Origin of the sequence: Phenylobacterium sp., from assembly GCF_041916435.1 — a bacterium.
Taxonomy (GTDB): Bacteria; Pseudomonadota; Alphaproteobacteria; order Caulobacterales; family Caulobacteraceae; genus Phenylobacterium.
In genome coordinates this window covers 386,000-407,102 of record NZ_JAYRZM010000004.1, presented here as the reverse complement: position 1 = coordinate 407,102, position 21,103 = coordinate 386,000, and the positions used below count along the sequence as shown (strand labels likewise).

20 protein-coding genes are annotated in these 21,103 nt (G+C 71.3%); 15 read left to right on the top strand and 5 right to left on the bottom strand.

Annotation, left to right across the window (positions count from 1 at the left end; all coding sequences use genetic code 11):
* Positions 1 to 1,605 (top strand): ABC transporter ATP-binding protein, encoded by a 1,605-nt coding sequence (locus tag ACE3TA_RS13390; RefSeq protein ID WP_374574457.1) that lies wholly within the window; start codon positions 1 to 3, stop codon positions 1,603 to 1,605.
* Between the two features lie 227 nt (positions 1,606 to 1,832).
* On the opposite strand, the gene ACE3TA_RS13385 is transcribed toward ACE3TA_RS13390, so the two are convergent.
* The 3 genes from ACE3TA_RS13385 to ACE3TA_RS13375 form a co-directional block, all read right to left on the bottom strand.
* Positions 1,833 to 2,840, bottom strand: coding sequence for a P1 family peptidase (locus tag ACE3TA_RS13385; RefSeq protein ID WP_374574455.1), 1,008 nt, complete (start codon positions 2,838 to 2,840; stop codon positions 1,833 to 1,835).
* A 50-nt stretch (positions 2,841 to 2,890) separates the two neighbouring features.
* The gene (locus ACE3TA_RS13380) at positions 2,891 to 5,089 is read right to left on the bottom strand and encodes a TonB-dependent receptor (RefSeq protein WP_374574453.1); all 2,199 of its coding nucleotides are present in this window, start codon (positions 5,087 to 5,089) and stop codon (positions 2,891 to 2,893) included.
* A gap of 500 nt (positions 5,090 to 5,589) precedes the next feature.
* Positions 5,590 to 6,138 carry a cupin domain-containing protein gene (locus ACE3TA_RS13375; RefSeq protein ID WP_374574451.1) on the bottom strand — a complete coding sequence of 183 codons (549 nt, stop codon included), beginning with the start codon at positions 6,136 to 6,138 and terminating at the stop codon, positions 5,590 to 5,592.
* A 266-nt stretch (positions 6,139 to 6,404) separates the two neighbouring features.
* Here ACE3TA_RS13375 and ACE3TA_RS13370 point away from each other — a divergent pair, with 266 nt between their 5' ends.
* The 13 genes from ACE3TA_RS13370 (at position 6,405) to ACE3TA_RS13310 (ending at position 17,274) form a co-directional block, all read left to right on the top strand.
* Positions 6,405 to 7,583: an amine dehydrogenase large subunit gene (locus ACE3TA_RS13370; protein ID WP_374574449.1), complete on the top strand. Its 1,179-nt coding sequence runs from the start codon at positions 6,405 to 6,407 to the stop codon at positions 7,581 to 7,583.
* A gap of 9 nt (positions 7,584 to 7,592) precedes the next feature.
* Complete coding sequence (locus ACE3TA_RS13365; protein WP_374574447.1) at positions 7,593 to 8,123, top strand: MauE/DoxX family redox-associated membrane protein; 531 nt, start codon at positions 7,593 to 7,595, stop codon at positions 8,121 to 8,123.
* Entirely contained in the window at positions 8,120 to 8,728 is a 609-nt protein-coding gene (gene mauD / locus ACE3TA_RS13360) for a methylamine dehydrogenase accessory protein MauD (RefSeq protein ID WP_374574445.1), read from the top strand. The genes ACE3TA_RS13365 and mauD overlap by 4 nt, the downstream gene beginning before the upstream one ends.
* 26 nt (positions 8,729 to 8,754) lie before the next feature.
* Positions 8,755 to 9,303 carry a methylamine dehydrogenase light chain gene (locus tag ACE3TA_RS13355; protein WP_374574443.1) on the top strand — a complete coding sequence of 183 codons (549 nt, stop codon included), beginning with the start codon at positions 8,755 to 8,757 and terminating at the stop codon, positions 9,301 to 9,303.
* On the top strand, positions 9,303 to 9,767 hold the full coding sequence (locus tag ACE3TA_RS13350) for a cytochrome c (RefSeq protein ID WP_374574440.1): 465 nt from the start codon (positions 9,303 to 9,305) through the stop codon (positions 9,765 to 9,767). The genes ACE3TA_RS13355 and ACE3TA_RS13350 overlap by 1 nt, the downstream gene beginning before the upstream one ends.
* On the top strand, positions 9,764 to 10,240 hold the full coding sequence (locus ACE3TA_RS13345) for a cytochrome c (protein ID WP_374574438.1): 477 nt from the start codon (positions 9,764 to 9,766) through the stop codon (positions 10,238 to 10,240). The genes ACE3TA_RS13350 and ACE3TA_RS13345 overlap by 4 nt, the downstream gene beginning before the upstream one ends.
* An 88-nt stretch (positions 10,241 to 10,328) precedes the next feature.
* The gene (locus tag ACE3TA_RS13340; RefSeq protein ID WP_374574437.1) at positions 10,329 to 11,438 is read left to right on the top strand and encodes a P1 family peptidase; all 1,110 of its coding nucleotides are present in this window, start codon (positions 10,329 to 10,331) and stop codon (positions 11,436 to 11,438) included.
* Positions 11,439 to 11,495: 57 nt separating this feature from the next.
* Positions 11,496 to 12,563 carry a flagellar hook-length control protein FliK gene (locus tag ACE3TA_RS13335; RefSeq protein ID WP_374574435.1) on the top strand — a complete coding sequence of 356 codons (1,068 nt, stop codon included), beginning with the start codon at positions 11,496 to 11,498 and terminating at the stop codon, positions 12,561 to 12,563.
* Positions 12,560 to 12,826: an EscU/YscU/HrcU family type III secretion system export apparatus switch protein gene (locus ACE3TA_RS13330; protein ID WP_374574433.1), complete on the top strand. Its 267-nt coding sequence runs from the start codon at positions 12,560 to 12,562 to the stop codon at positions 12,824 to 12,826. The genes ACE3TA_RS13335 and ACE3TA_RS13330 overlap by 4 nt, the downstream gene beginning before the upstream one ends.
* Before the next feature lie 159 nt (positions 12,827 to 12,985).
* Positions 12,986 to 14,665, top strand: a complete 1,680-nt coding sequence (locus tag ACE3TA_RS13325) for an ATP-binding protein (RefSeq protein ID WP_374574431.1) — start codon at positions 12,986 to 12,988, stop codon at positions 14,663 to 14,665.
* 114 nt (positions 14,666 to 14,779) lie between these two features.
* Positions 14,780 to 15,118, top strand: coding sequence for a cytochrome c5 family protein (locus tag ACE3TA_RS13320; protein ID WP_374574430.1), 339 nt, complete (start codon positions 14,780 to 14,782; stop codon positions 15,116 to 15,118).
* Positions 15,115 to 16,515 (top strand): D-arabinono-1,4-lactone oxidase, encoded by a 1,401-nt coding sequence (locus tag ACE3TA_RS13315; RefSeq protein WP_374574428.1) that lies wholly within the window; start codon positions 15,115 to 15,117, stop codon positions 16,513 to 16,515. The genes ACE3TA_RS13320 and ACE3TA_RS13315 overlap by 4 nt, the downstream gene beginning before the upstream one ends.
* A gap of 189 nt (positions 16,516 to 16,704) precedes the next feature.
* Complete coding sequence (locus ACE3TA_RS13310) at positions 16,705 to 17,274, top strand: TetR/AcrR family transcriptional regulator (RefSeq protein ID WP_374574426.1); 570 nt, start codon at positions 16,705 to 16,707, stop codon at positions 17,272 to 17,274.
* Between the two features lie 13 nt (positions 17,275 to 17,287).
* On the opposite strand, the gene ACE3TA_RS13305 is transcribed toward ACE3TA_RS13310, so the two are convergent.
* On the bottom strand, positions 17,288 to 17,734 hold the full coding sequence (locus tag ACE3TA_RS13305) for a hypothetical protein (protein WP_374574424.1): 447 nt from the start codon (positions 17,732 to 17,734) through the stop codon (positions 17,288 to 17,290).
* The gene (locus ACE3TA_RS13300) at positions 17,731 to 18,231 is read right to left on the bottom strand and encodes a hypothetical protein (protein WP_374574422.1); all 501 of its coding nucleotides are present in this window, start codon (positions 18,229 to 18,231) and stop codon (positions 17,731 to 17,733) included. Before ACE3TA_RS13300 ends, ACE3TA_RS13305 begins: the two co-directional genes overlap by 4 nt.
* A gap of 181 nt (positions 18,232 to 18,412) precedes the next feature.
* Here ACE3TA_RS13300 and ppc point away from each other — a divergent pair, with 181 nt between their 5' ends.
* Positions 18,413 to 21,103, top strand: a complete 2,691-nt coding sequence (gene ppc, locus ACE3TA_RS13295) for a phosphoenolpyruvate carboxylase (protein WP_374574420.1) — start codon at positions 18,413 to 18,415, stop codon at positions 21,101 to 21,103.

Below are 21,103 nucleotides of genomic sequence, written 5' to 3'. Positions count from 1 at the left end.
ATGGCCCTGCTCGAGATCGAGAACCTGCGGCTGAGTCTGGGCGGGACGGAGATCCTGAAGGGCGTCTCGCTGACCCTGGAGTCCGGCCGCATCCTGGGCCTGGTGGGGGAAAGCGGCTCGGGCAAGTCGATGACCTCGATGTCGATCCTGCGCCTGCTGCCGCCGGGCGCGCAGGTGAGCGGGTCGATCCGGCTTTCCGGCGAGGAGCTGCTGACCAAGACCGAGAGCCAGATGTGCGCCCTGCGCGGGGCGGACATCGGCGTGGTGTTCCAGGAGCCGATGACGGCGCTCAATCCGCTGATGACCATCGGCGACCAGGTGGCCGAGGCCGTGCGGCTGCATCGCGGCGGCGGCCGCGCAGAGGCGATGGCGACCGCCGTCAAGGCGCTGGAGCGGGCGGGCCTGCCGGGGGAGAAGTTCCCGCCGTCCCGTTATCCGCACGAGCTTTCCGGCGGCCAGCGCCAGCGGGTGGCGATCGCCATCGCCACGGCGCTGAAGCCGAAGCTGCTGATCGCCGACGAGCCGACCACGGCGCTGGACGTGACCACTCAGGCGCAGATCCTGGAGCTCTTGAAGTCCCTGGCGCGCGAGGACGGGGCCGGCCTGATCCTGATCACCCACGACCTGGCCGTGGTCGCCGAGACCGCCGACGAGGTGGCGATCCTGCAGGCCGGCGAGGTGGTGGAGGCCGGGCCGACCGTGCCGCTGTTCCGCAACCTGACCCATCCCTACGCCAAGCGGCTGGCGGCCGACGCGGCGCTGGCCAAGACCGCCCCTGCCGCGCCGGAAGCGGCCGGCGAGGTGCTGCGCGCCGAGGACGTGGTGCGCACCTATCCCGGCCCGCGACGCGCGCCCTGGAAGAAGCCGGAGACCTTCACCGCCGTCGGCGGGGTGAGCCTGACGGTCGGCGCCGGCGAGACGGTGGGCCTGGTCGGCGAAAGCGGTTCGGGCAAGTCGACCCTGCTGCGCGCGGTCCTGGGGCTCGATCCGCTGCAGGGCGGCCAGGTGAGCCTGATGGGCCGGGCCTTTCCGCCGGCCGGCCACGCGGCGAGCCGCGGCGCGCGGCGCGACATCCAGGCGGTGTTCCAGGACCCCTACGGCAGCTTCGACCCGCGCTGGCGGGTGGCCGAGCTGATCGCCGAGCCCTTCCACCTGATGGACAACCCGCCCACAGGCGAGGAGAAGGCCCGCCGCATCGGCGCCATGCTGCAGCGCGTGGGGCTGGACGCCTCGGCCGCGAGCCGCTTCCCGCACCAGTTCTCCGGCGGCCAGCGCCAGCGGATCGCCATCGCCCGCGCGCTGATCACGGAGCCGAAGCTGGTAGTGCTGGACGAGGCCGTCTCGGCGCTGGACGTGACCGTGCGCGCGCAGATCCTGGACCTCCTGGCCGAGCTCTCCCGCGAGCTGGGCGTCGCCTACCTGTTCGTCACCCACGACCTGTCCGTCGTGCGGGCGGTCTGCCACCGGGTCCTGGTGATGCAGGCGGGCAAGATCGTCGAGGAGGGCGCGACCGAGGCCGTCTTCTCCGCCCCGGCGCACGACTATACGCGGCGGCTGATGGCGGCGACGCCCGACCTGGAACGGGCCCTGGCGGCGCGGGCTTAGCTCCGGCGCGGCCCCCTCCACCACTTCGCGGGGGAGGAGAATTCGCAGAGCCGCCGCGTCGATCTCCCCCCTCTGCGGGAGGGGGACCGCGAAGCGGTGAAGGGGGGGCTTTGGCGTTTGCGCCGTGAGGAAAGAGCGGCGCGCTCCGCTTGTTGAAGTCCCCCTCAACTCCTCTGGGCCAGCTCCCCCAGAGGGGGAGCATCTGCGAGACGCCGTGCTGGAACCGCTCAGGCCTGCTTGAGCGCCTCATAGACTCCGCGGGCGATGGCGCGGGCGACACAGTCGGCGGCGGCTGAGCCGATGGCGGCCAGGCGCGTCGGGCGATCATCGTCGTGGCCCAGGGCGCAGGCGCCGGTGGCCAGGCTGAACAGGGTGTCCCCGTCGAAGGGCATGTGCGCCGGGCGCACGGCGCGGGCCAGGCCGTCGTGGGCCATCATCGCCACGCGCTTGCATTCGGCGGTCGACAGGTCGGCGGTGGTCGCCACCGCGCCGATGGTAGTGGCCGCGCCGGCCTGCAGGCGCCCGAGGCTGGCCAGCCGCGCCTCGTCCGGCACCGGGGCGATGGCGCTGACGGAGGGGTCGGGCCGGCCGCCGCCGAACTCGCCGTCGATCTCGAAGGGCCAGGCCCAGAAGGTCTTGCCGTCCGGCATCAGCACCGAGCCGACCGGATTGGCGACCACCAGGGCGGCCACGATCAAGCCGTCGCCCAGGTCGATGGAGGCCGAGCCGACGCCGCCCTTGATGAGGCCGGCCATGGCGCCCCGGCCCGCTCCGGCCGAACCCAGGGCGAAGTCCTGCTCCGCGGCGTCCAGGCTGGCGAGGCCCAGGCGGCGGTAGGGCGGCTCAAGGCCCCAGTCCTTGTCGCCGGGGTTGGCCAGGTCGTGCAGCACGGCGGCCGGGACGATAGGGATGGCGGGGGAGCCCGGCTTCAGGTGCAGGCCCACGCCGCGGACCGAGAGGCCGGCGACGACGCCGTCGGCCGCGCCCAGGCCGAACACCGAGCCGCCGGAGAGCACGATCGCATGGGCGCGGCCGACGAGATTCTCCGCGGCCAGGGTCTCGGTCTCGCGCACGCCGGGGCCGCCGCCGCGCACGTCGACGCCGGCGTTGAAGAAGTCGTCGCAAAGAAGGGTGGTGACGCCGGTGCCGGCGTTGGAATCGTCGGCGTGGCCGACCCGCAGGCCGGCCACGTCGGTGATCAGATTACGGCGACCGGGACGAGGAAGCGGAAGCATGCGTGAGCTTCTGCCCCCTCGCGCCCGGCTTGGGAAGCCGTCCGAAAGACCTAGTAGTTGTAGGTCAGCCGGATGCCGTAGGTGCGCGGCAGGCCGTGCTGGGCCACCTCGGCCTCGGTGAAGAAGTTGCGGGTCAGGTCGTACTTCTTGTCGAAGAGGTTACGCACCCAGACCGTGGCGCTCCACGGGCCGTTGGCCGGCGAGACCCCGACGCTGGCGTTGGCCAGCCAGTAGGACGGGATGTCGTAGTAGTCGCCGAGCCAGGAAACCTGCTTGTCGCGCCAGTTGTAGTTCAGCTCGCTGCGGACGACGAAGTCGCCCACGTCGGCGCTGTAGACGACCGAGCCGCCGTAGGTCCAGTTGCCGAACGGGATCGGATCGCCAGACTTGTCGGTGTAGACCTCGACGCCCGCCGCACGCGTGGCGGCCACGTCGAGCGCGTTGTATTCCTTGAACTCGCCGTCCTTGTAGCTGGCGCTCTGGTTGATCATCAGGCCGCGGATCGGCGCCCAGGTCAGCTCCAGTTCGCCGCCCCAGATCTGCGACTTCGGCGCGTTGACGAAGCTGCCGACCAGGCCGTTCGCGGTCAGGCGCGCCGACAGGACCTGCTGGTCCTTGTAGTCGTAGAAGAACATCGCGCCGTTGACCTGCAGGCTCGGCGTCGGGTTCGACTTCACGCCCACTTCGTAGGCCCAGAGCGTTTCGGGCCGGAAGGCGGCGATCGCGGCGGAGTTGGCCGTGTTGTAGGTGGTGAACCCGCCGGACTTCACGCCCTTGCTGATCGAGCCGTAGAACATCACGTGGTCGAGCGGCTTGTATTCCAGGGCGAGCTTGCCGGTGAGCGGCTTCATGTCGGTCTCCACCGAGGTCTTCGGCAGGGCCGTGGCCCCGGCGAAGGCGGAGGTGAAGTCCTCGAGCTTGCGGGTCTCCTTCTCGTAGCGGAGACCGCCGATCAGCTTCCACTGGTCGGTGAAGGCGTATTCGGCCTGGCCGAACACGCTGGCCGAGGTGACTTCCTGCGAATAGCTGACGCGGGCCGAGAGGCCGTAGTTGTCCAGGAAGTCGGAGTAGTAGCGCTCGCGAAGCTGCTGCTTGGACACGTAGACGCCGGTCACCCACTGCAGCGGGCCGTCGGTGTTCGACGACAGGCGCAGTTCGTCGGACCACACCTTCACCTTCGAGCCGAAGTAGACGTCGGCGGCGATGGAGGAGGAGGCGTCGTAGTCGCCGTATTCCTCGCGGTGCAGGTAGTCGTAGGCGGCGATGTTGGTCAGCTTGACCGCGCCCAGGGTCCAGTTGGCGTTGGCCGAGGCCCCGTAGGTGTGGTTGTCGCGGCCGGGCTTGGACGAATAGGTCAGCCGGGTGTCGCGCACCAGGTCGGGCGAGATGCTCCAGCCGGTGGCGTCATAGTCCTTGTCGGCCGGGATCGTCGGGCCGGCCCCGAACTGGGTCGAGAAGTCCTGCGTCAGGTAGAGGCCGGTGTTCTCCGAGCGGTCGTAGCCGGAGTGCACGTCGACCAGGACGTTGAAGTTCTCGGTGGCGTCGATGTCCAGCATCGCGCGGGCGGCGAACTTGTCGGCGTCGCCCAGGGACACGCCGGTCTCACGGTTGTGCTGCCAGGCGCCGCCCTGTTCGGTGCCGACGGCCAGGCGGCCGCGGATGTTGTCGGCGATCGGCCCGGAGATGTAGCCCTCGGCCTTCAGGGCGTTGTAGCGGCCGAACTCCACCGACGCGCCGCCGGACGGCGTGGCCGTGGGCTTGTTGGTGACGAAGTTGATCGCCCCGCCGGTGGTGTTGCGCCCGTAGAGCGTGCCCTGCGGACCGCGCAGCACCTCGACGCGCTGGACGTCGAAGATCAGCCCCTGGGTCATGATCGGGACCGGATAGGCGACTTCGTTCACATAGACGCCGACGGTGGGCGTGTTGTTGGTCGCATAGTCCTGGAAGCCCACGCCGCGCAGGCGGAACTGGGCCTGGCCCGAGCCGAACGCCGGCTCGATGTCGAGGCTGGGCGTGGCGTTCTGGAGCTGGTTGACGTTGGTGACGCCGCGCTGGGCCAGATCGTCGGCGCCGATGACCGAGAGCGCGATGCCCACGTCCTGGGCCGCCTGCTCCCGCCGCTGGGCGGTGACCACCACTTCCGAGACCTTATTGGCCTCTTGCGTGTCGGACTTCGTCTGGGCCGCCGAGACGCCGGCATGGGCCGCGCCCATGATTCCGATCGCCGCGCCCACAAGGAAACGCTTCATGACTATCCCCGTTGTTCGACGCGCCTTGGCGCGCCCGAATGATCCGCCCCCCTCAGGAAGACGGCGCCCTTCCGCTCTGACGGCGGTTGCAACGCGACTCCCTTCTACAGGCTCTGTGAAAGAAATACGAAGACTTGCTTTCACCTAAGCGTAGGCGACGCTAGCAGCAGGGAACCGACGTCGGTCAACCACCCGAATACAAGTTTGCCCCCTTTCGGGGATTTCAGATCAATAATCTTGCGCAATATCCCAATTGTTGGGCATCAGTATCCAAGAAATCACAGTCTTACGTTCACGCACGGTAGTAGACAACTTCGCGCGCCGAGTCCGCTTAACGCGACGGCGACCTTGCGTTCTATTTATGTCACACCATGATCACGCGAGCGGGGCCGGCCGAACAGACTATTTGTTCAACCGGCTAACTTATTGATTTTTCAGAGATGATCGCTCAGGGCGCTCAATATTCTGAGCATCGCGATAGCCGCGGGGCGCGCGTCCGGTCAGAAGGTCGGCGGGGTGCAGGCGCTCACCACGATGCAGACGGCGTCGCCCACATTGCGGAATCGGTGGGGCGTGGTGCTCTTGAACAGGTAGGCCTCGCCGGCCTTGAGCACGCGGGTCTGCTCGCCGACGGTCACCTCCAGACGGCCCTGGATGATGACGCCGCCCTCCTCGCCCTCGTGGGTCAGCATCACGCGGCCGCTGTCCGATCCGGGCTGGTAGGTCTCATAAAGAATCTGCAGGGTCGACAGGCCGCTGCCGACGCCGACCTGCCGGTAAGATACGTCGCCACTGGAGATTTCCGCCAACTCGTCGGCGCGGAAGAACACCTGCGCCTCGGTCTGCAAGTCGAAGCTGAAGAACTCGGCCAGGGACAACCCGGCGGCGTCGAGCAGGCGCTTGAGCGAGCCGATCGAGGGGTTGGTCCGGCCGCCCTCGATGAGCGACACGGTGCTGGAGGGCACGCCGGCGCGGCGCGCCAGGGCGCGCTGGGTGATGCCCAGGCGCGTGCGCACCGTCCTCAGGCGGGCTCCGACTTCCTGCTCCATGTCCACCTCTGTTCGGGGCGCTCAAAAATATGAGCGCTGCATACATCATCGTTCCGATATCAGCGTCTTAGCCATCGCAAATAATAGGCTTGCAGCGAGAGGCATACCGGCGCCGAATGCTTGAAGCGTGCGTAAGCTGCGGGATGGGCTGGTCGAATCGCGGGCAAGGGCGAGGCGCGGCGGCCGGACTGCGGCCGCGAGGGACGCATGGGGTTGAAAGCCGTGGCGCGCGCCCGGCATTCAGGCGGCGGTCAGGAGGGGCGAACATGGCTCAAGCGGTGACGAAGTCGGTCTGGGCCGGGCGGGTCCTGGCGGCGGCGGGGCTGGCGGCGCTGGCGCTCGGCGCCTCGGCCCAGGAGCGGCCCGCCAGCGTGCCGGCCGACGCCGACGTGAGCGACGTGGCGACCATGCCGGCGACCACGCCCCACCGCATCTATCTGCTCGACTCCTTCGGCGGCGACCAGGCGCGCATCGTCGACGGCGACACCGGCAAGCTTCTGGGCGGGGTGTCGGCCGCCCCCCTGTCGAATATCGCCTTCGCGCCGGACCAGTCGAAGATCTACGTGGCCGAATCGATCTGGACCAAGGGCAACCGCGGCACGCGCCAGGACATGGTCAGCGTCTATGACGGGACCACCCTGAACCTGACCCAGGAGATCGCGATCCCGGGGCGGGTGTACATGGGCGTGCGCAAGCAGAACTTCGCGCTGAGCGCGTCGGGCGCGCGCGGCTACCTCTACAACATGGACCCGTCCTCGTCGGTGATCGTGGTGGACCTGGCCGGCGGCAAGACCGACCGCACCGTCGAGACGCCCGGCTGCGCCCTGGTGTTCCCGTTCGGCGACGACGGCTTCTCCTCGCTGTGCGGCGACGGCTCGCTGGCGACCGTGACGCTGGGCGCGGACGGGCCGACGCTGACCCGCACCAAGCCCTTCTTCAACGCCGAGACCGACCCGGTCTTCGAGAACAGCCCGACCGACCGCAAGACCGGCAAGACCTGGTTCGTCAGCTACACGGGCCTGGTGTACGAGACGGCCCTGGGCGCCAAGCCGACCATCGCCAAGCCCTGGTCGATCCAGGTGGCGGGCGGCTTCGACGCGCCGGGGACCAGCGACCGCGAACTGGCCTGGCGGCCGGGCGGCGACGAGCCGCTGACCGTGCACCGCAAGACCGGGCGGATGTTCGTGCTGATGCACGCCGGCGGCCACTGGACGCACGGCGAGGCCGGAACCGAGATCTGGGTGCTGGACCTGGCCAAGCACACGCTGATCAAGCGCATGAAGCTGGACACGCCGCTGGACGACATCCTGGTCACCCAGGACGACAAGCCCGTGCTCTACGGCGTCGACAAGGACAAGGTGCTGCACGTGCTCGACCCGGAGACCGGGGAGAGCCTGCGCACGGCGAACCTGGTGGGCGGCCTGATCTTCGATCCGGCGGCCTAGGGGAGCGGCATGAACGACCTGGCGGCCCTGGAAATCGCGATCCGCACGGCGGCGGCGCTGCTCTTCCTGGAGAGCGCGTTCGGCAAGTTCGCCGACTGGCGCGCGTTCGAGGGCGTGGTGGCCAACTACCGCCTGCTGCCCGACTGGGCCGAGCTTCCGGTCGCGCGCCTGCTGCCGCCCGTGGAGGCCGCGATCGGCGCGCTGCTGCTGGCCGGCCTGCTGGCCCCCTGGCCGGCCCTGGCGGCGGCCGGGCTGCTGGCGGTGTTCGCCGGCGCCATGGGGATCAACGTCGCGCGGGGCCGCGCCGAGATCGACTGCGGCTGCGGCCGCCGGGGCTTGCGCCAGCCGCTGGGCTGGGGCCGGGTGGGGCGCAACCTCGTCCTCGCCGCCCTGCTGCTGGCCGCCGCGGCGGGCCGGGGCGGCGGCGGCTTCGGCGACTGGGCGGTGGGCCTCGTCGCCGGCGCGTGCCTGTTCTTCATCGACTACGGCCTGGGCTATCTGTCGGCGCTGACGCCGCGCCCGGGAGGAGCGCGTTCATGACCCTTTCGATGATCTCGCAGATCCTGCTGTGGGTGCTGGTGCTGGGCCTGTCGGTGACGGTGGCCGCCCTGGCCCGGCAGATCGGCGTGCTGCACGAGCGCATCGCCCCCGTCGGCGCCCTGGCCACCGGCCGCGGGCCGGAGGTGGGCGACCCCGTGCCGAGGATCGCCGGGCGCCTGCTGGAGGGCGGCGCCCTGGACATCGGCGAGCCGCTGGGCGCGGAGGCGCGCCTTCGGCTCCTGCTGTTCGTCTCCTCGGCCTGCCCGATCTGCAAGAAGCTGATCCCGCTGGCCAAGGCCTTCGCCAAGAGCGAGCGGGTGGACGTGATCTTCGTGGGCGACGCCGAGCCGGCCGAGCAGCGCCAGTTCGTGGCCAAGCAGGGCCTGGAGGGCTTTCCCTTCGTCAACGGCCCCGACGTGGGCATGACCTTCCGCGTCGAGCGCCTGCCCTACGCCGTGCTGGTGGACCAGGCCGGCAAGGTGGCGGCCAAGGGGCTGGTGAACAGCCGCGAACACCTGGAAAGCCTGGTGACGGCGCACGAAACCGGCTTTTCCTCGATTCAGGACTATCTGGCCGCCCGCACGCCCGCCGCGGCGGCGGAATGACCGGCGAAGGAGCTTAGGAGACCGCGATGACCGAAAGCCGCTTCGACGCCATGGGCGAGGCCCTGACCCGCAAGATCGCTGGCATGAGCTCGCGCCGCAGCCTGCTCACCCGGCTGGGCGCGATCCTGGTGGGCGCGCCGGCCATTCCGCTGCTGCCGGTGGCCCGGGCCGAGGCCGCGCCGAGCCAGCCCGCGGGCGCGGCCCCGCTCAGCGACTTCGCCCGCCAGGCCCAGACCAAGGACGACAGCAAGTGCGACTACTGGCGCTACTGCGCCATCGACGGGCTGCTCTGCACCGGCTGCGGCGGCGGCGTGCACACCTGTCCGCCCGGCACCCAGGCCTCGCCGACCTCGTGGGTCGGCACCTGCATGAACCCCGACGACGGCAAGTCCTACCTGATCGCCTACCGCGACTGCTGCGGACGCAGCCCCTGCAAGTCCGAAGCCTTCTGCGACGGCACCGAGCGGGAGATGCCGGTCTACCGGCCGCAGGGCGACAACGAGATCATCTGGTGCTTCGGGCTGTCCACCATGGCCTACCACTGCTCGACCGCCGCCTACGTGGGGCCGGCCTAGTGACGAGCGCGTATCGTGCGGCGGCGTTCGCCGCGGCGGCTGTGTTCGGAGCCGCGTTCCTGGCCGTCCCCAACGCCCGGGCCGAGGGCGGCGACCTCTATCGCCAGCACTGCTCGGTCTGCCACCAGGCGGGCGGCGCGGGCCTGGCCGGCGTCTATCCGCGCCTGGCCGGCCGCGCGCCGAAGATCGCCGCGGCCCCCGCCGGCCGGCGCATGATGGCCGCCGCCGTGCTGAACGGCATGGCCGGCCGGCTGGAGGTGGACGGCAAGCCGCTGATGGGCGTGATGCCGGGCTTCCCGCAGCTGTCCGACCAGGACCTGGCCGAGGTGCTGAGCTACGTGGCCTCTCTCGGCGGCAAGCCGGCCAAGCCCTTCGCCCCCGCCGAGGTGGCCGCCGTGCGCGCCGCCGGGCGGATGAGCCCCACCCAGACCAACGCCCTGGCGCGGGCGGTGAACGTCGAATGAGGGGCCTGGCCGTCGCCGCCGTCCTGGGCTTGGCCGCGCTGGCGGCGGGCTCGGCGCACGCCCAGACGCGATCGCCCAAGTCGCAGTTCCTGGAACGCTGCGGCGGCTGTCACGGCCTGGAAGGCAAGTCGGTGTCCAACCTGGTGCCCGACCTGAAGGACCAGGTGGGCTATTTCATGTGCACGCCGGACGGCCGCGCCTATCTGGGCCGGCTGCCGAACGTGGCCTTCTCGCAGGTGTCCGACGCCGAGCTGGCCGAGATCCTGAACTACGTCGTCTTCACCGTGGGCGGGTCGAGCGCGCCGCCCCACGCCAAGCCCTACACCGCCGCCGAGGCCGGCCGGCTGCGCAAGGCGCCGCTGACCGCCACCGACCTGATCGAGCAGCGCAAGCGCATCGTCGACGATGTGATCGCCCGGTGCGACGCGCCCGATTCCCTGCGCGACTACAAGCGCGGCGCGGCCCAGCCCTGATCTGATCTGATCTGATCCTTCCTTAATTTCATTCATTTGACCGTCGCCGGAGCCCGCCATGAATCGCCGCGCCCTTCTTGCTTCCCTGATGACAGCCGCCGCCGGCGCGCAGGCCGCCGGCGCGGCGAGCGCCGCCGAGCCCAAGCCGGCGCCGCGCTTTCCCCTGCCCCCGGGCAAGGCCGGGCCGCGCAACCTGATCACCGACGTGCCTGGCCTGAAGGTGGGCCAGGCCGACGACGCCAAGGCGCGCACCGGGGTGACGGTGATCCTGCCGGACGAGGCGGCCATCGCCGCCGTGGACGTGCGCGGCGGCGGGCCGGGCACGCGGGAGACCGACGCCCTGGCCCCGGAGAACCTGGTGCACGTGGCCCACGCCATCTGCCTGTCCGGCGGCTCGGTCTACGGCCTGGGCGCGGCCGACGGGGTGTGCGCCTGGCTCGGCGCGCAGGGCCGGGGCTACGGCATGGGCACGCTGCCGCCGGGCGCGCCGCCCTCGCCCATCGTGCCGGCCGCGATCCTGTTCGACATCCCCAACGGCGGCGACAAGGCCTGGGGGCTGGATCCGCCCTACCGCCGGCTGGGCATCGCCGCGGTGGAGGCCGCCTCGGACACGTTCAAGCTGGGCACCGCCGGCGCGGGCTACGGCGCGCGTTCGGGCGGGCTGAAGGGCGGGCTGGGCTCGGCCTCGGCGGTGACCGCCGACGGGATCACCGTGGGCGCCATCGTGGCGGTGAACAGCGCCGGCTCGCCGGTGGCGCCGGGCACGCGGCAGTTCTGGGCCGCGCCGTTCGAGCTCGACAATGAATTCGGCGGCCTGGGCGTGGACCAGTTGACGGCGCTGCCGGACGAATGGGGGCCGGCCAAGGCCGATCCGAAGGCGCGCCAGAACACCACCATCGCCTCCGTGGCCACCGACGTGAAGCTGGAGCCCGGCGAGATCAAGCGCGTGGCGATCATGGCCCAGGACGGCCTGGCCCGGGCGATCCGGCCGATCCACGCGCCCTTCGACGGCGACGTGGTGTTCGCCCTGTCCACCGGCAAGCGCGAGCTGGCCGAGCCCCGGGCCTTCACCGTGGCGCGCATCGGCGCGCTCGCCGCCGACGTGCTGGCCCGCGCCATCGCCCGCGGCGTCTACGAGGCGACGACCTGGCCGGGCAGCTCGACCAAGGCCTGGCGCGACCTGCCGGCGAATCCTTAACGCAGCCTTAGGACCGCCCGCCTAGGCTGGGCGCGATCAACCAGGCGAGGCGGAGCCGTGGCGATCGCGCCGATCCAGGGCGTCTCGACGACGCTCTTCACCCTTCCGGTCACGCCCGTGCGGGCGGTGACGCCGGCCCTGCGCACCGATGTGGAGGCCAAGGCCGCCGAAGCGCAGCAGGCGGTCGAGCCGGCGCCCGTCGAAATCCACGCCAAGGCGGTGGCCGAGGCCGTGCAGAGCGCCGCCCCGAGGCAGACCGCCCTCGGCCCCCTGTTCGCCGACCTTGGCCAGGCGCTGAAGGTGCGCGGCCTGCCGCCCCAGGTGCTGGCGGCCGCGACGCGCCTCATGACCCAGGCCGCGCCGCTTGGTCCCGACGTCGACGGCGCGACCATCGCGCGGACCTTCCTGCAGTCGGGCCTGTTCCTGGAGCGCAACCTGGCCGAACGGCCGAACGCCTCGCCGGCGGGCCGCGACCTGAAGGCCGACCTGCTGACCCTGAAGCAGGCGCTCTCCAACTGGCTGGGCGGAGGGGACCATGCGCCCGCCGCGCGCACGGCCGCCGCCCCGCCGCCGCCCTACCGCGGCGGCCCGACCACCGCCCAGGCGCCCGCCAGCGCGGCGCTGACCGCCGACGCCTCGCCTGCCCAGGCCGGCCATCGCCTGGCCGAGGACGTGGAGGGCGCGCTGGCCCGGCACGAGCTCTTGCAGGCCGCCTCCCTGCCCCCCGCCGACCCGCACGCCGAGGACGCCCAGACCACGCGCTGGATGTTCGAGATTCCCTTCACCACGCCGCAGGGCGCGAGCGTGGCCCAGTTCGAGATCAGCCGCGACGACGAGGGCCACGTCGGCCGCGAGGGCGAACGCGAGCCGGTCTACCGCGCGCGCTTCTCCATCGACCTGGAGCCCCTGGGCCCGATGCACGCCCAGGTCGCCCTGAGCGGCGAGCACGCGGGCGTGACCCTGTGGGCGGAGCGGCCGGCCAGCGTAGAGGTGCTGCGGCTGGGCCGGCCCCTGCTCGCGCAGGCGCTTTCGGACGCGGCGCTGGACGCGGAGGTCAACGTCTACGCCGGAGCGCCGCCGCGGGCCGCCGCGGGGCCCGGCCGCTTCATGGACCAGAGCGCATGAGCGAGCCCGGCAAGCGCACCCTGGCGGTCGCCCTGAAATACGACGCGCCCCACGCGCCCAAGGTGGTGGCCACCGGACGCGGCCCGATCGGCGAGAAGATCATCGCCGCTGCCGAGCAGCACGGCGTGCCGCTGGAGAAGAACCCGGCCCTGGCCGAAGCCCTGTCGACCATTCCGCTGGACGAGGAAATTCCGCGTCAGCTCTATGTGGCGGTGGCCGAAATCCTGGGCTTCCTGCTACGCGCTTCACAGGCGTCGCGCTGATTTTGCGTGCCGCGACTCAGCTCGGAGGTTTATTGCACGTTAAGCCGCATCGACGACCATGTCCGGCGCAGGGGCGGACGAGTGCAACCTTCTGATTCGGCTAGATCCTGGACGCAGATCGCCGCCTTCCGGCGCCGCGATCGTCTGGTGATTCTGCCCATGACTCTCATGGCGGCGCTGGCCGGCGCGATCTGGCTGGACGTGCGCTTCTGCATCGGCTGGTTCGCCGCCAACATCGTCATCATGTCGGTGAGCAAGGCGTTCTGCGCCTGGATCGCCGAGCGCGCCCGGCCCGACGGGCGCGGCGAGATGGCGCTGGCGCTGTTCACCTTCGGCATGACCCTGGTCTACTGCGCCCTGCCGACGGCGCTGGTGCTGCATGGCTCGCAGGCCTCGATCATGGCCGGCATGGCGATGGCCGGCGCGGTCGCGCTCAGCAGCGTCAGCGAGTTCGTGATCTCCCGGCTCGTCGGCGGCGCGGCCCTGCTCGCCATGTTCCTCAACGGCGTCGGCGCGCTGCTCTGGCGCGCGGGCGACGCGCCCTGGGCGGCCACGGTCTTCGCCGTGGCGGCGATGGCCGGCTTCTTCTTCTACGTGGTGCAGACGGGCCTGGTGCGGGAAAAGACCGACCGGCAGATGCTGGACGCCATGGCCGCGGCCAAGGAGGCCGAAACGGCCGCCGCCCTCGCCAACCAGGCCAAGAGCGCCTTCCTGGCGACCATGAGCCACGAGATCCGCACGCCGCTGAACGGCGTGCTGGGCATGGCCCAGGCCATGAACGCCGACGCGCTGACCCCCGCCCAGCGCGAGCGCCTGGCGGTGATCCGCGAGTCCGGCGAAACCCTGACCGCCATCCTCAACGACGTGCTCGACCTGGCCAAGATCGAGGCGGGCCAGTTGCTGCTGGAGACCATCGCCTTCGAGCTCGGCGACGTGCTGGGCGCCAGCCGCGCCGCCTTCGCCGCGGTGGCCGCGCGCAAGGGCTTGAGCCTGACGCTCGACATCGACGAGGACGCGGCCGGGACCTATCGCGGCGATCCCACCCGCCTGCGCCAGGTGATCCACAACCTGATCTCCAACGCGGTGAAGTTCACCGAGACCGGCGCGATCGTGGTGCGCGCGCGCCGCCGCGACGGCTGGCTGGACCTGTCGGTGAGCGACACCGGCATCGGCGTGCCCGCCGACCAACTGGAGAAGCTGTTCGGCAAGTTCGTGCAGCTCGACGCCTCGACCACCCGCCGCCATGGCGGAACCGGCCTGGGCCTGGCGATCTGCCGCGACCTGTGCGCCCTGATGGGCGGGACGATCCGGGTGGAGAGCACGCCGGGCGAGGGCTCCACCTTCACGGCCAGCCTGCCGTTCGCCCGCGTCGGCGCGGCGCGGGACGACAGGCGCGCCGATCCGGCCCAAGCGCCGACGCTGGCCAGCGACGAGCTGCGGGTGCTGGCGGCCGAGGACAACGCCGTCAACCAGCTCGTCCTGCGCACGCTGATGAAGCAGGCCGGCATCGAGCCCGTCACCGTGGACAACGGCGCCGAGGCGGTCGCGGCCTGGGAGAGCGGCGACTGGGACGTGATCCTGATGGACGTGCACATGCCGGTGATGGACGGCCTGGCCGCGCTGCGGGAGATCCGGACGCGGGAGGCGGCGAGCGGCCGGCGGCGCACGCCGGTGATCGCCCTCACCGCCAACGCCATGGTGCACCAGGTGGCCGAGCTGCGCGCGGCAGGCATGGACGCCCACGTGGGCAAGCCGATCGACGTGACCCAGCTCTTCGCCACCATCGAGCAGGTGCTGTCGCCGCCGCAGGGCGAGATTCCCCAGGCCGCCGGCCTCTAGGCCGCCGCGGCCACGAGCAAGCTGACGGCGGCGTCAGGATCGGTCTATCGTCCCCGGCGACGCCGCGGCCAGAGCACGCGGCCGATGCGCAGGGGGGATCGTTTGAAGCGCCTATTGCCGTTCGCCGCCGCGGGGCTCGCCCTGGCGGCATGCTCGCCCGCCCCCGCCCCGCCCGCCGATCCGGCCAGCCTGAGCCCCAAGGACGCGCACCTGGCCGAACTCTATGACGGCGCCTGCAAGGCCTGCCACGCCGCCGCCGGCTCGGGCGCGCCGCTGGTGCAGGACAAGGCCGCCTGGGCGCCGCGCTGGAAGCAGGGCGAGGACGTGCTGCTCGATCACGTGGTGCAGGGCTACAAGGGCATGCCCGCGCTCGGCCAATGCGCCGCATGCACGCCGGACGATTTCAAGGGCCTGATCCGGTTCCTGGCCGGCCACGAAGGGAAGACGCGATGATCTCCAGGCGAGCGATCCTGTTGGGCGGGGCCGCCGGCGTGGTCGCCGCGGCCGGCGGCGGCGTCTATCTGGCCACGCGGGAGAAGCCCGAACCGCCGTCGCCGGCGAGCGTGGACGGCCAGGGACACCTTCTTTGGCGCAACTGGTCGGGCGTTCAGTACGGCTATCCGGCCGAGCGGCTCGCGCCCAAGTCGGAATCCGAGGTCGCCGACAGCCTGAAGACGGCCACGGCGCCGGTCCGCGTGGTGGGCGCCGGCCACTCCTTCACCGGCCTCGTGCCCACCTCCGGCGCGCTGATGACGCTCGACGGCCTGGCCGGGATCGCCGGCTGGGAGGGCGAGGAGGCGATCGTCTGGACCGGCACGCGGCTGGGCGCGCTGGGGCCCGCCCTGGCCGAGAAGGGCCGGGCGATGGCCAACCTGCCCGACATCAACAAGCAGTCCCTGGGCGGCGCCATCGGCACGGCGACCCACGGCACCGGGATCCATCTGGGCGCGATCCACAGCGACATCCGCATGTTGCGGCTGGCGACGCCCTCCGGCGAGATCATCGAATGCGACGCCGAGCGCGAGCCGGACGTCTTCCAGGCGGCCAAGGTCTCGCTGGGCGCGCTCGGCGTGATCACCCAGGTGCGGCTGGCCACCTCGGCCAACCGCCGCCTGCACCGCAAGGTCTGGGTGGAGCCCTTCGAGGAAACCCTGGCCAAGGCCGAGCAGCGCTGGGCCGAGCACCGCAACTTCGAATTCTACGCCGTGCCCTTCACCGGGCTGTGCGCCAACATCACCCACGACGAAACCGATGCGCCGGCGATCCCGCGCGGGCCGGAGGCGGACACCGACACCCAGCTCCTCGAGGCGCTGAAGCAGCTTCGCAACCTCCTGGGCTTCTCCACCCCGCTGCGCAAGGCCGCGGCCAAGGCCCTGCTGGGCTCGGTCAAGCCCGAGGAGGCGATCGACGAGGGCTGGAAGCTGCTCTCCACCGACCGGCCGGTGCGGTTCAACGAGATGGAGTTCCACCTGCCGCCGGACCAGCAGCTCGCGGCGCTGGGCGAGGTGATGGCGGCCATCGAGGCCCACCGGCCGGACGTCTTCTTCCCCATCGAGCTTCGGCGCATCGCCGCCGACGAGGCGTGGCTGTCGCCGTTCAACGGCGGACCGCGCGGGTCGCTGGCCGTGCACGCCTATTACAAGGACGACTACAAGTTCCTCTTCACCCTGATCGAGCCGATCCTGCGCAAGCACGGCGGGCGGCCGCACTGGGGCAAGCTGCACGATCTGAAGGCGCCTGACCTGGCCGCGCTCTACCCCAACTGGAACGACTTCCTGGAGGTTCGCCGGCGGCTCGATCCGGAGGAGCGGATGCTCAATCCCTACTTAAGGACGTTGTTCGGGGTCTAGTACTACGCCCCGCAAGCCCCCAAACCGCGCCAACCCTGCAACACAGCGGCGCTTTCTTGGTATTGGCGTGCCGATTGCGAATTGCCAGGACTCGCCCCGACCGTGAAATTGCAACCATAGGAGTATTTCAGGGGCGGCTTAATTGTGAACGCGCGCGTCAGGCAGCGGGAAGCGACGCAAGCCAGCATTTTGCTGGCTGCGCTCGAGGAGTTTTCGGGCAAGGGATTCGACGGCGCGTCCACCCGCGAGATCGCCGCCAGGGCGGGGGTGCACCACGCCCTGATCAAGTATCACTTCAAGAGCAAGGACCAGCTCTGGCGCGCGGCGACGGCCTATCTGTTCGAGCGCGAGGCCGAGCTGGTGGACCGGCCCGATCCGGCCGACCCGGCGTTCGCCGACCCGAAGACCTACGCCCGCGAGCTGCTGCGGCGGCACGTGCGCTACTGGGCCCACCATCCCGAGCACACGCGCGTGGTGCTGCAGGAATCGTTTCGCGACAGCGAGCGGCTGCGCTGGGTGGTGGAGACTCAGGCCCAGCATTGGGTGCGCATGGGCCAGACCTACACCGACTATCTGAAGGCGCACGGCCTGGCGCCGGCGAACCTGCCGACCGCGAACATGGCCTATGTGCTGGTCGGCGCGAGCCAGCTCTTCTTCGCCGTGGCGCCGCAGGCGCGCCTGCTGTGGGGGGTCGACCCGAGCGAGCCGGAGACCATCGAGGCGCACATCGACACGCTGGTGGCGATGCTCCTGCCCTGAGGGTTCAAGGCGCCTAGTGCCAGGTCACCGGCTCGGCGCCGTCCGTCAGGCGCGCCGGCAGGGCCAGACCGTCGGCGACCAGGGCCACGTTCAGCGCCCGGGCGAAGCAGACCGCCGCCGAGGGATCGCGCGCCAAGGGCTCCAGCAGGCGCGCGGCCAGATCCGGCGCGACGGCGCTGAGCCCGCAGGCCAGGATCAGCCGCTGCTCGTCCTCGGCGTAGCCCGGGCAGGCGCCGCAATGCAGGCGCATCGGCCGGCGGCTCACCCCCTCCAGCGCCTCCATGAAGGCGGCGAACAGCGCGCCGGTCTGCTCGGAGGCGACGCAGGCGATCGCGCGGCGGATCGTCCTGGCGGGCTCGCCGCGGCCGGCGCGGCAGCTCGCCCAGGCGCGCACGGCGGCCAGCAGCAGGCGCTCGCCCTGCCAGAGCCCGGGCGGGCCGGGAGCGGCGGACGCGCTCACGCCACCACCGCCAAGCCAAGGTCGCGCGAAGGGCGCGGAGCGGCCGGCCCGGCGGCGCGGCCGGCGCCGAACGCGCGCAGCCGCCGCCCGCAGGCGGCCAGGGCCCGCGCCGTCGTCTCGGCCGCGGCGAAGAACGGCGCCTCGGCCGGCCGGCCGAGGAGAAAGGCCAGGCGCGCGTCGAAGCCGGCCCGGTCGGCGGCCTGGGCGTCGGCGAACAGAGCCGCGATCTGCTGCTCGTCGCGGGTGAGCGCCAGCCGGCCGGGCGCGCCGACGCAGATTCGCCGGCGCCCGCGCAGCACGAGCGCCTGGGCGAAGACCAGGAAGGCCATGCTGGCCTCCGGCGCCCGCGCGCCGCAAGCGTCCTCGAAGCCGCGCCGCACCATGGCGTGGTCGAAGCAGTCGGCGACGAAGGCCCTCAGGGCCCAGACGACCAGGTGCTCGCCGCGGGTGAGCTCGCGCAGATCCGCGGGCGCGGCCGGATCGGGGCGGATGTTCATGGATCGATCCTATTTGCGAATGACTCGCAAGAACATTACGCCTGTGAACGGGATCGTCAACGCCGAAGATGTGCGCCTTTCGGGCGGGCTGATCGGCGCAAGCGCCTGGCCACTGGACGAAGCAGCGCCCCCGTGGGCTAGGGTGGCCCCTTCCTCCCCCTTCGCTCTCTGGAGACCATCCATGCGATCGCGCGACGACATCCGCATGCTGGGCCGCATCCTCGGCGACGTGATCCGCAAGGAGAACGGCCAGGCCCTGTTCGACCAGATCGAGCAGATCCGCAGGGCCTCAGTGGCCCACCACTGGGGCGAGGGCGAAAGCCAAGGCGCCGAGGCGCTGGACCGGCTGCTCGCCAGCCTCAGCCTGCCGGACACGGTGCGCTTCGTGCAGAGCTTCGCCTGCTTCTCGCAGCTCGCCAACATCGCCGAGGACCACGGCGCGCGGCGCGCCCTGCGGCAGGGACGCACCGACGGCGGGCCGGACAACCTGAAGGGCGCGCTGGCCGAGCTGGCCCAGCGCGGCTACTCGCCCGAGGCGGTGGCCGAGCTCTTGGACAAGGCGCTGATCGCGCCGGTGATGACCGCCCACCCCACCGAGGTGCGCCGCCACGCGGTGATCGACCGGGTCAGCGCCATCGCCCGGGACCTGGACGCCCACGACCAGGCGCGCGGCCCCGAGCACCGCGCCCGGGTGGAGCGCGACCTCGCCCGCCAGATCACCATCCTGTGGCAGACCCGGCTGCTGCGCGCGACCGGCCTTGGGGTGAAGGACGAGATCGAGAACGCGGTCACCTACATGGACCGCAGCTTCCTGCGCGAGCTGCCGGGGCTCTACGCCGAGTGGTCCGAGCTCCTGGGGGTGAACCATCCCCTGGCCAGCTTCCTGCGGGTCGGCTCCTGGGTGGGCGGCGATCGCGACGGCAATCCCAACGTCACCGCCGAGACCCTGCGCGAGGCCTTCCGCCAGCAGTCGCGCGCGGCCCTGACCTATTACCTGGACGAACTGCACGCGCTGGGCGGGGAGCTGTCGTTCTCCGACAAGCTGACCCATGTGACGGAGGCGCTGCAGGCGCTGGCGGACCGATCGGGCGACGACTCGCCCCAGCGCGAGGACGAGCCCTATCGGCGGTCGCTGTTCGGCATGCACCGGCGGCTGACGGCGACGCGCTACCTGCTGACGGGCGACGCGCCCACCACGCGCGCGCCGCAGGGCGTGGTCCCCTACGGATCGGCCGAGGAGTTGGCCGCCGATCTGAAGACGATGCAGGATTCGCTGGTCGCAGAGCACGGAGCGGTGTTCGCCGAGGGCCGCCTGCCGCGGCTGATCCGGGCGGTGGAGACCTTCGGCTTCCACCTGGCCACCGTGGACATGCGCCAGAACTCCGACGTGCACGAGCGGGTGGTCGCCGACCTGCTGGCCCAGGCCGGGGTGTGCGCCGACTACGCGGCCCTGGACGAGGCGGCGCGCATCGAGCTCCTGATCGGCGAGCTGAAGGGCCGGCGGCTGCTCTATTCGCCGTTCAACGCCTACCGGCCGGAGACGCTCAGCGAATACGAGGTGCTGAAGGCCGCCGCGGACATGCGCGCCGCCTACGGCCCGCTGGCGATCGTCACCTACATCATCTCCAAGACCGACTCGGTCTCCGACCTCCTGGAGGTCTATGTCCTCCTGAAGGAGGTGGGCCTGTTCCATCCGGGCGAGACGGCCTCGACCGAGGTGCAGTCCGCGCCGCTGTTCGAGACCATCGCCGACCTGCGCGCCGCGCCCGAGACCATGCGCGCCTATTTCTCCCTGCCGCTGATCGCCGGGATGCTGAAGCCCAAGGGCGTGCAGGAAGTGATGATCGGCTATTCCGACTCCAACAAGGACGGCAGCTACCTGACCTCCACCTGGGAGCTGCACCAGGCCTCGCTGAGGCTGGTGGCCGTGGCGGCCGAGGCCGGGCTGGCGCTGCAGCTCTTCCACGGCCGCGGCGGAGCGGTGGGCCGCGGCGGCGGCTCCAGCTTCGACGCCATCCTCGCCCAGCCGGAAGGCTCGGTGCGCGGCCGCATCCGCGTCACCGAGCAGGGCGAGGTGGTGGCCAACAAGTACGCCGACCCGGAGATCGGCCGGCAGAACCTGGAGAGCCTGACCGCCGGGGTGCTGCTTGCCTCGCTGCGCGCGCCGCGAAAGGGGCCGCCGCCGCGCGACGCCTTCGCCCCGATCATGAGCGAGCTTTCCGCCGAGGCCATGCGCGCCTATCGCGACCTGGTCTACGAGACGCCGGGATTCCTGGAATTCTTCCGCGCGGCCACGCCGATCTCGGAGATCGCCGACCTGAAGATCGGCAGCCGCCCGGCCTCGCGCACGACCTCGGCGCGGATCGAGGACCTGCGCGCGATTCCCTGGGTGTTCTCCTGGGCCCAGGCGCGGATGATGCTGCCCGGCTGGTACGGCTTCTCCGCGGCGGTGGAGGCGACCAAGGCGCCGATGAGCCAGCTCAAGGAGATGGCCAAGGCTTGGCCGGTGTTCGCCACGGCGCTGGCCAACATGGAGATGGTGCTGGCCAAGTCGGACATGGCGATCGCCCAGCACTACGCCGACCTCGTGCCGGACAGGGCGCTGGCCCAGTCGATCTTCGGGCGCATCGGCGATCGCTGGCAGGCCACGCACGATCTGCTGCTGGAGATCACCGACCAGCCGAGGCTGCTCGAATCGAATCCCACCCTGCAGGCGGCGATCCGCGGCCGCGCGCCCTACATCGATCCGCTGAACCACCTGCAGGTGGAGCTGATCCGCCGCCGGCGGGGCGGCGACGACGATACGCTGGTGCGCACGGGCATCCACCTGACCATCAACGGCGTGGCCGCCGGCCTGCGCAACACCGGCTGA

Coding starts and splice junctions, on each gene's coding strand:
- ACE3TA_RS13390 (WP_374574457.1), top strand. CDS start 1: ATGGCCCTGCTCGAGATCGAGAACCTGCGGCTGAGTCTGGGCGGGACG.
- ACE3TA_RS13385 (WP_374574455.1), bottom strand. CDS start 2,840: ATGCTTCCGCTTCCTCGTCCCGGTCGCCGTAATCTGATCACCGACGTG.
- ACE3TA_RS13380 (WP_374574453.1), bottom strand. CDS start 5,089: ATGAAGCGTTTCCTTGTGGGCGCGGCGATCGGAATCATGGGCGCGGCC.
- ACE3TA_RS13375 (WP_374574451.1), bottom strand. CDS start 6,138: ATGGAGCAGGAAGTCGGAGCCCGCCTGAGGACGGTGCGCACGCGCCTG.
- ACE3TA_RS13370 (WP_374574449.1), top strand. CDS start 6,405: ATGGCTCAAGCGGTGACGAAGTCGGTCTGGGCCGGGCGGGTCCTGGCG.
- ACE3TA_RS13365 (WP_374574447.1), top strand. CDS start 7,593: ATGAACGACCTGGCGGCCCTGGAAATCGCGATCCGCACGGCGGCGGCG.
- mauD (WP_374574445.1), top strand. CDS start 8,120: ATGACCCTTTCGATGATCTCGCAGATCCTGCTGTGGGTGCTGGTGCTG.
- ACE3TA_RS13355 (WP_374574443.1), top strand. CDS start 8,755: ATGACCGAAAGCCGCTTCGACGCCATGGGCGAGGCCCTGACCCGCAAG.
- ACE3TA_RS13345 (WP_374574438.1), top strand. CDS start 9,764: ATGAGGGGCCTGGCCGTCGCCGCCGTCCTGGGCTTGGCCGCGCTGGCG.
- ACE3TA_RS13340 (WP_374574437.1), top strand. CDS start 10,329: ATGACAGCCGCCGCCGGCGCGCAGGCCGCCGGCGCGGCGAGCGCCGCC.
- ACE3TA_RS13330 (WP_374574433.1), top strand. CDS start 12,560: ATGAGCGAGCCCGGCAAGCGCACCCTGGCGGTCGCCCTGAAATACGAC.
- ACE3TA_RS13325 (WP_374574431.1), top strand. CDS start 12,986: ATGACTCTCATGGCGGCGCTGGCCGGCGCGATCTGGCTGGACGTGCGC.
- ACE3TA_RS13315 (WP_374574428.1), top strand. CDS start 15,115: ATGATCTCCAGGCGAGCGATCCTGTTGGGCGGGGCCGCCGGCGTGGTC.
- ACE3TA_RS13300 (WP_374574422.1), bottom strand. CDS start 18,231: ATGAACATCCGCCCCGATCCGGCCGCGCCCGCGGATCTGCGCGAGCTC.
- ppc (WP_374574420.1), top strand. CDS start 18,413: ATGCGATCGCGCGACGACATCCGCATGCTGGGCCGCATCCTCGGCGAC.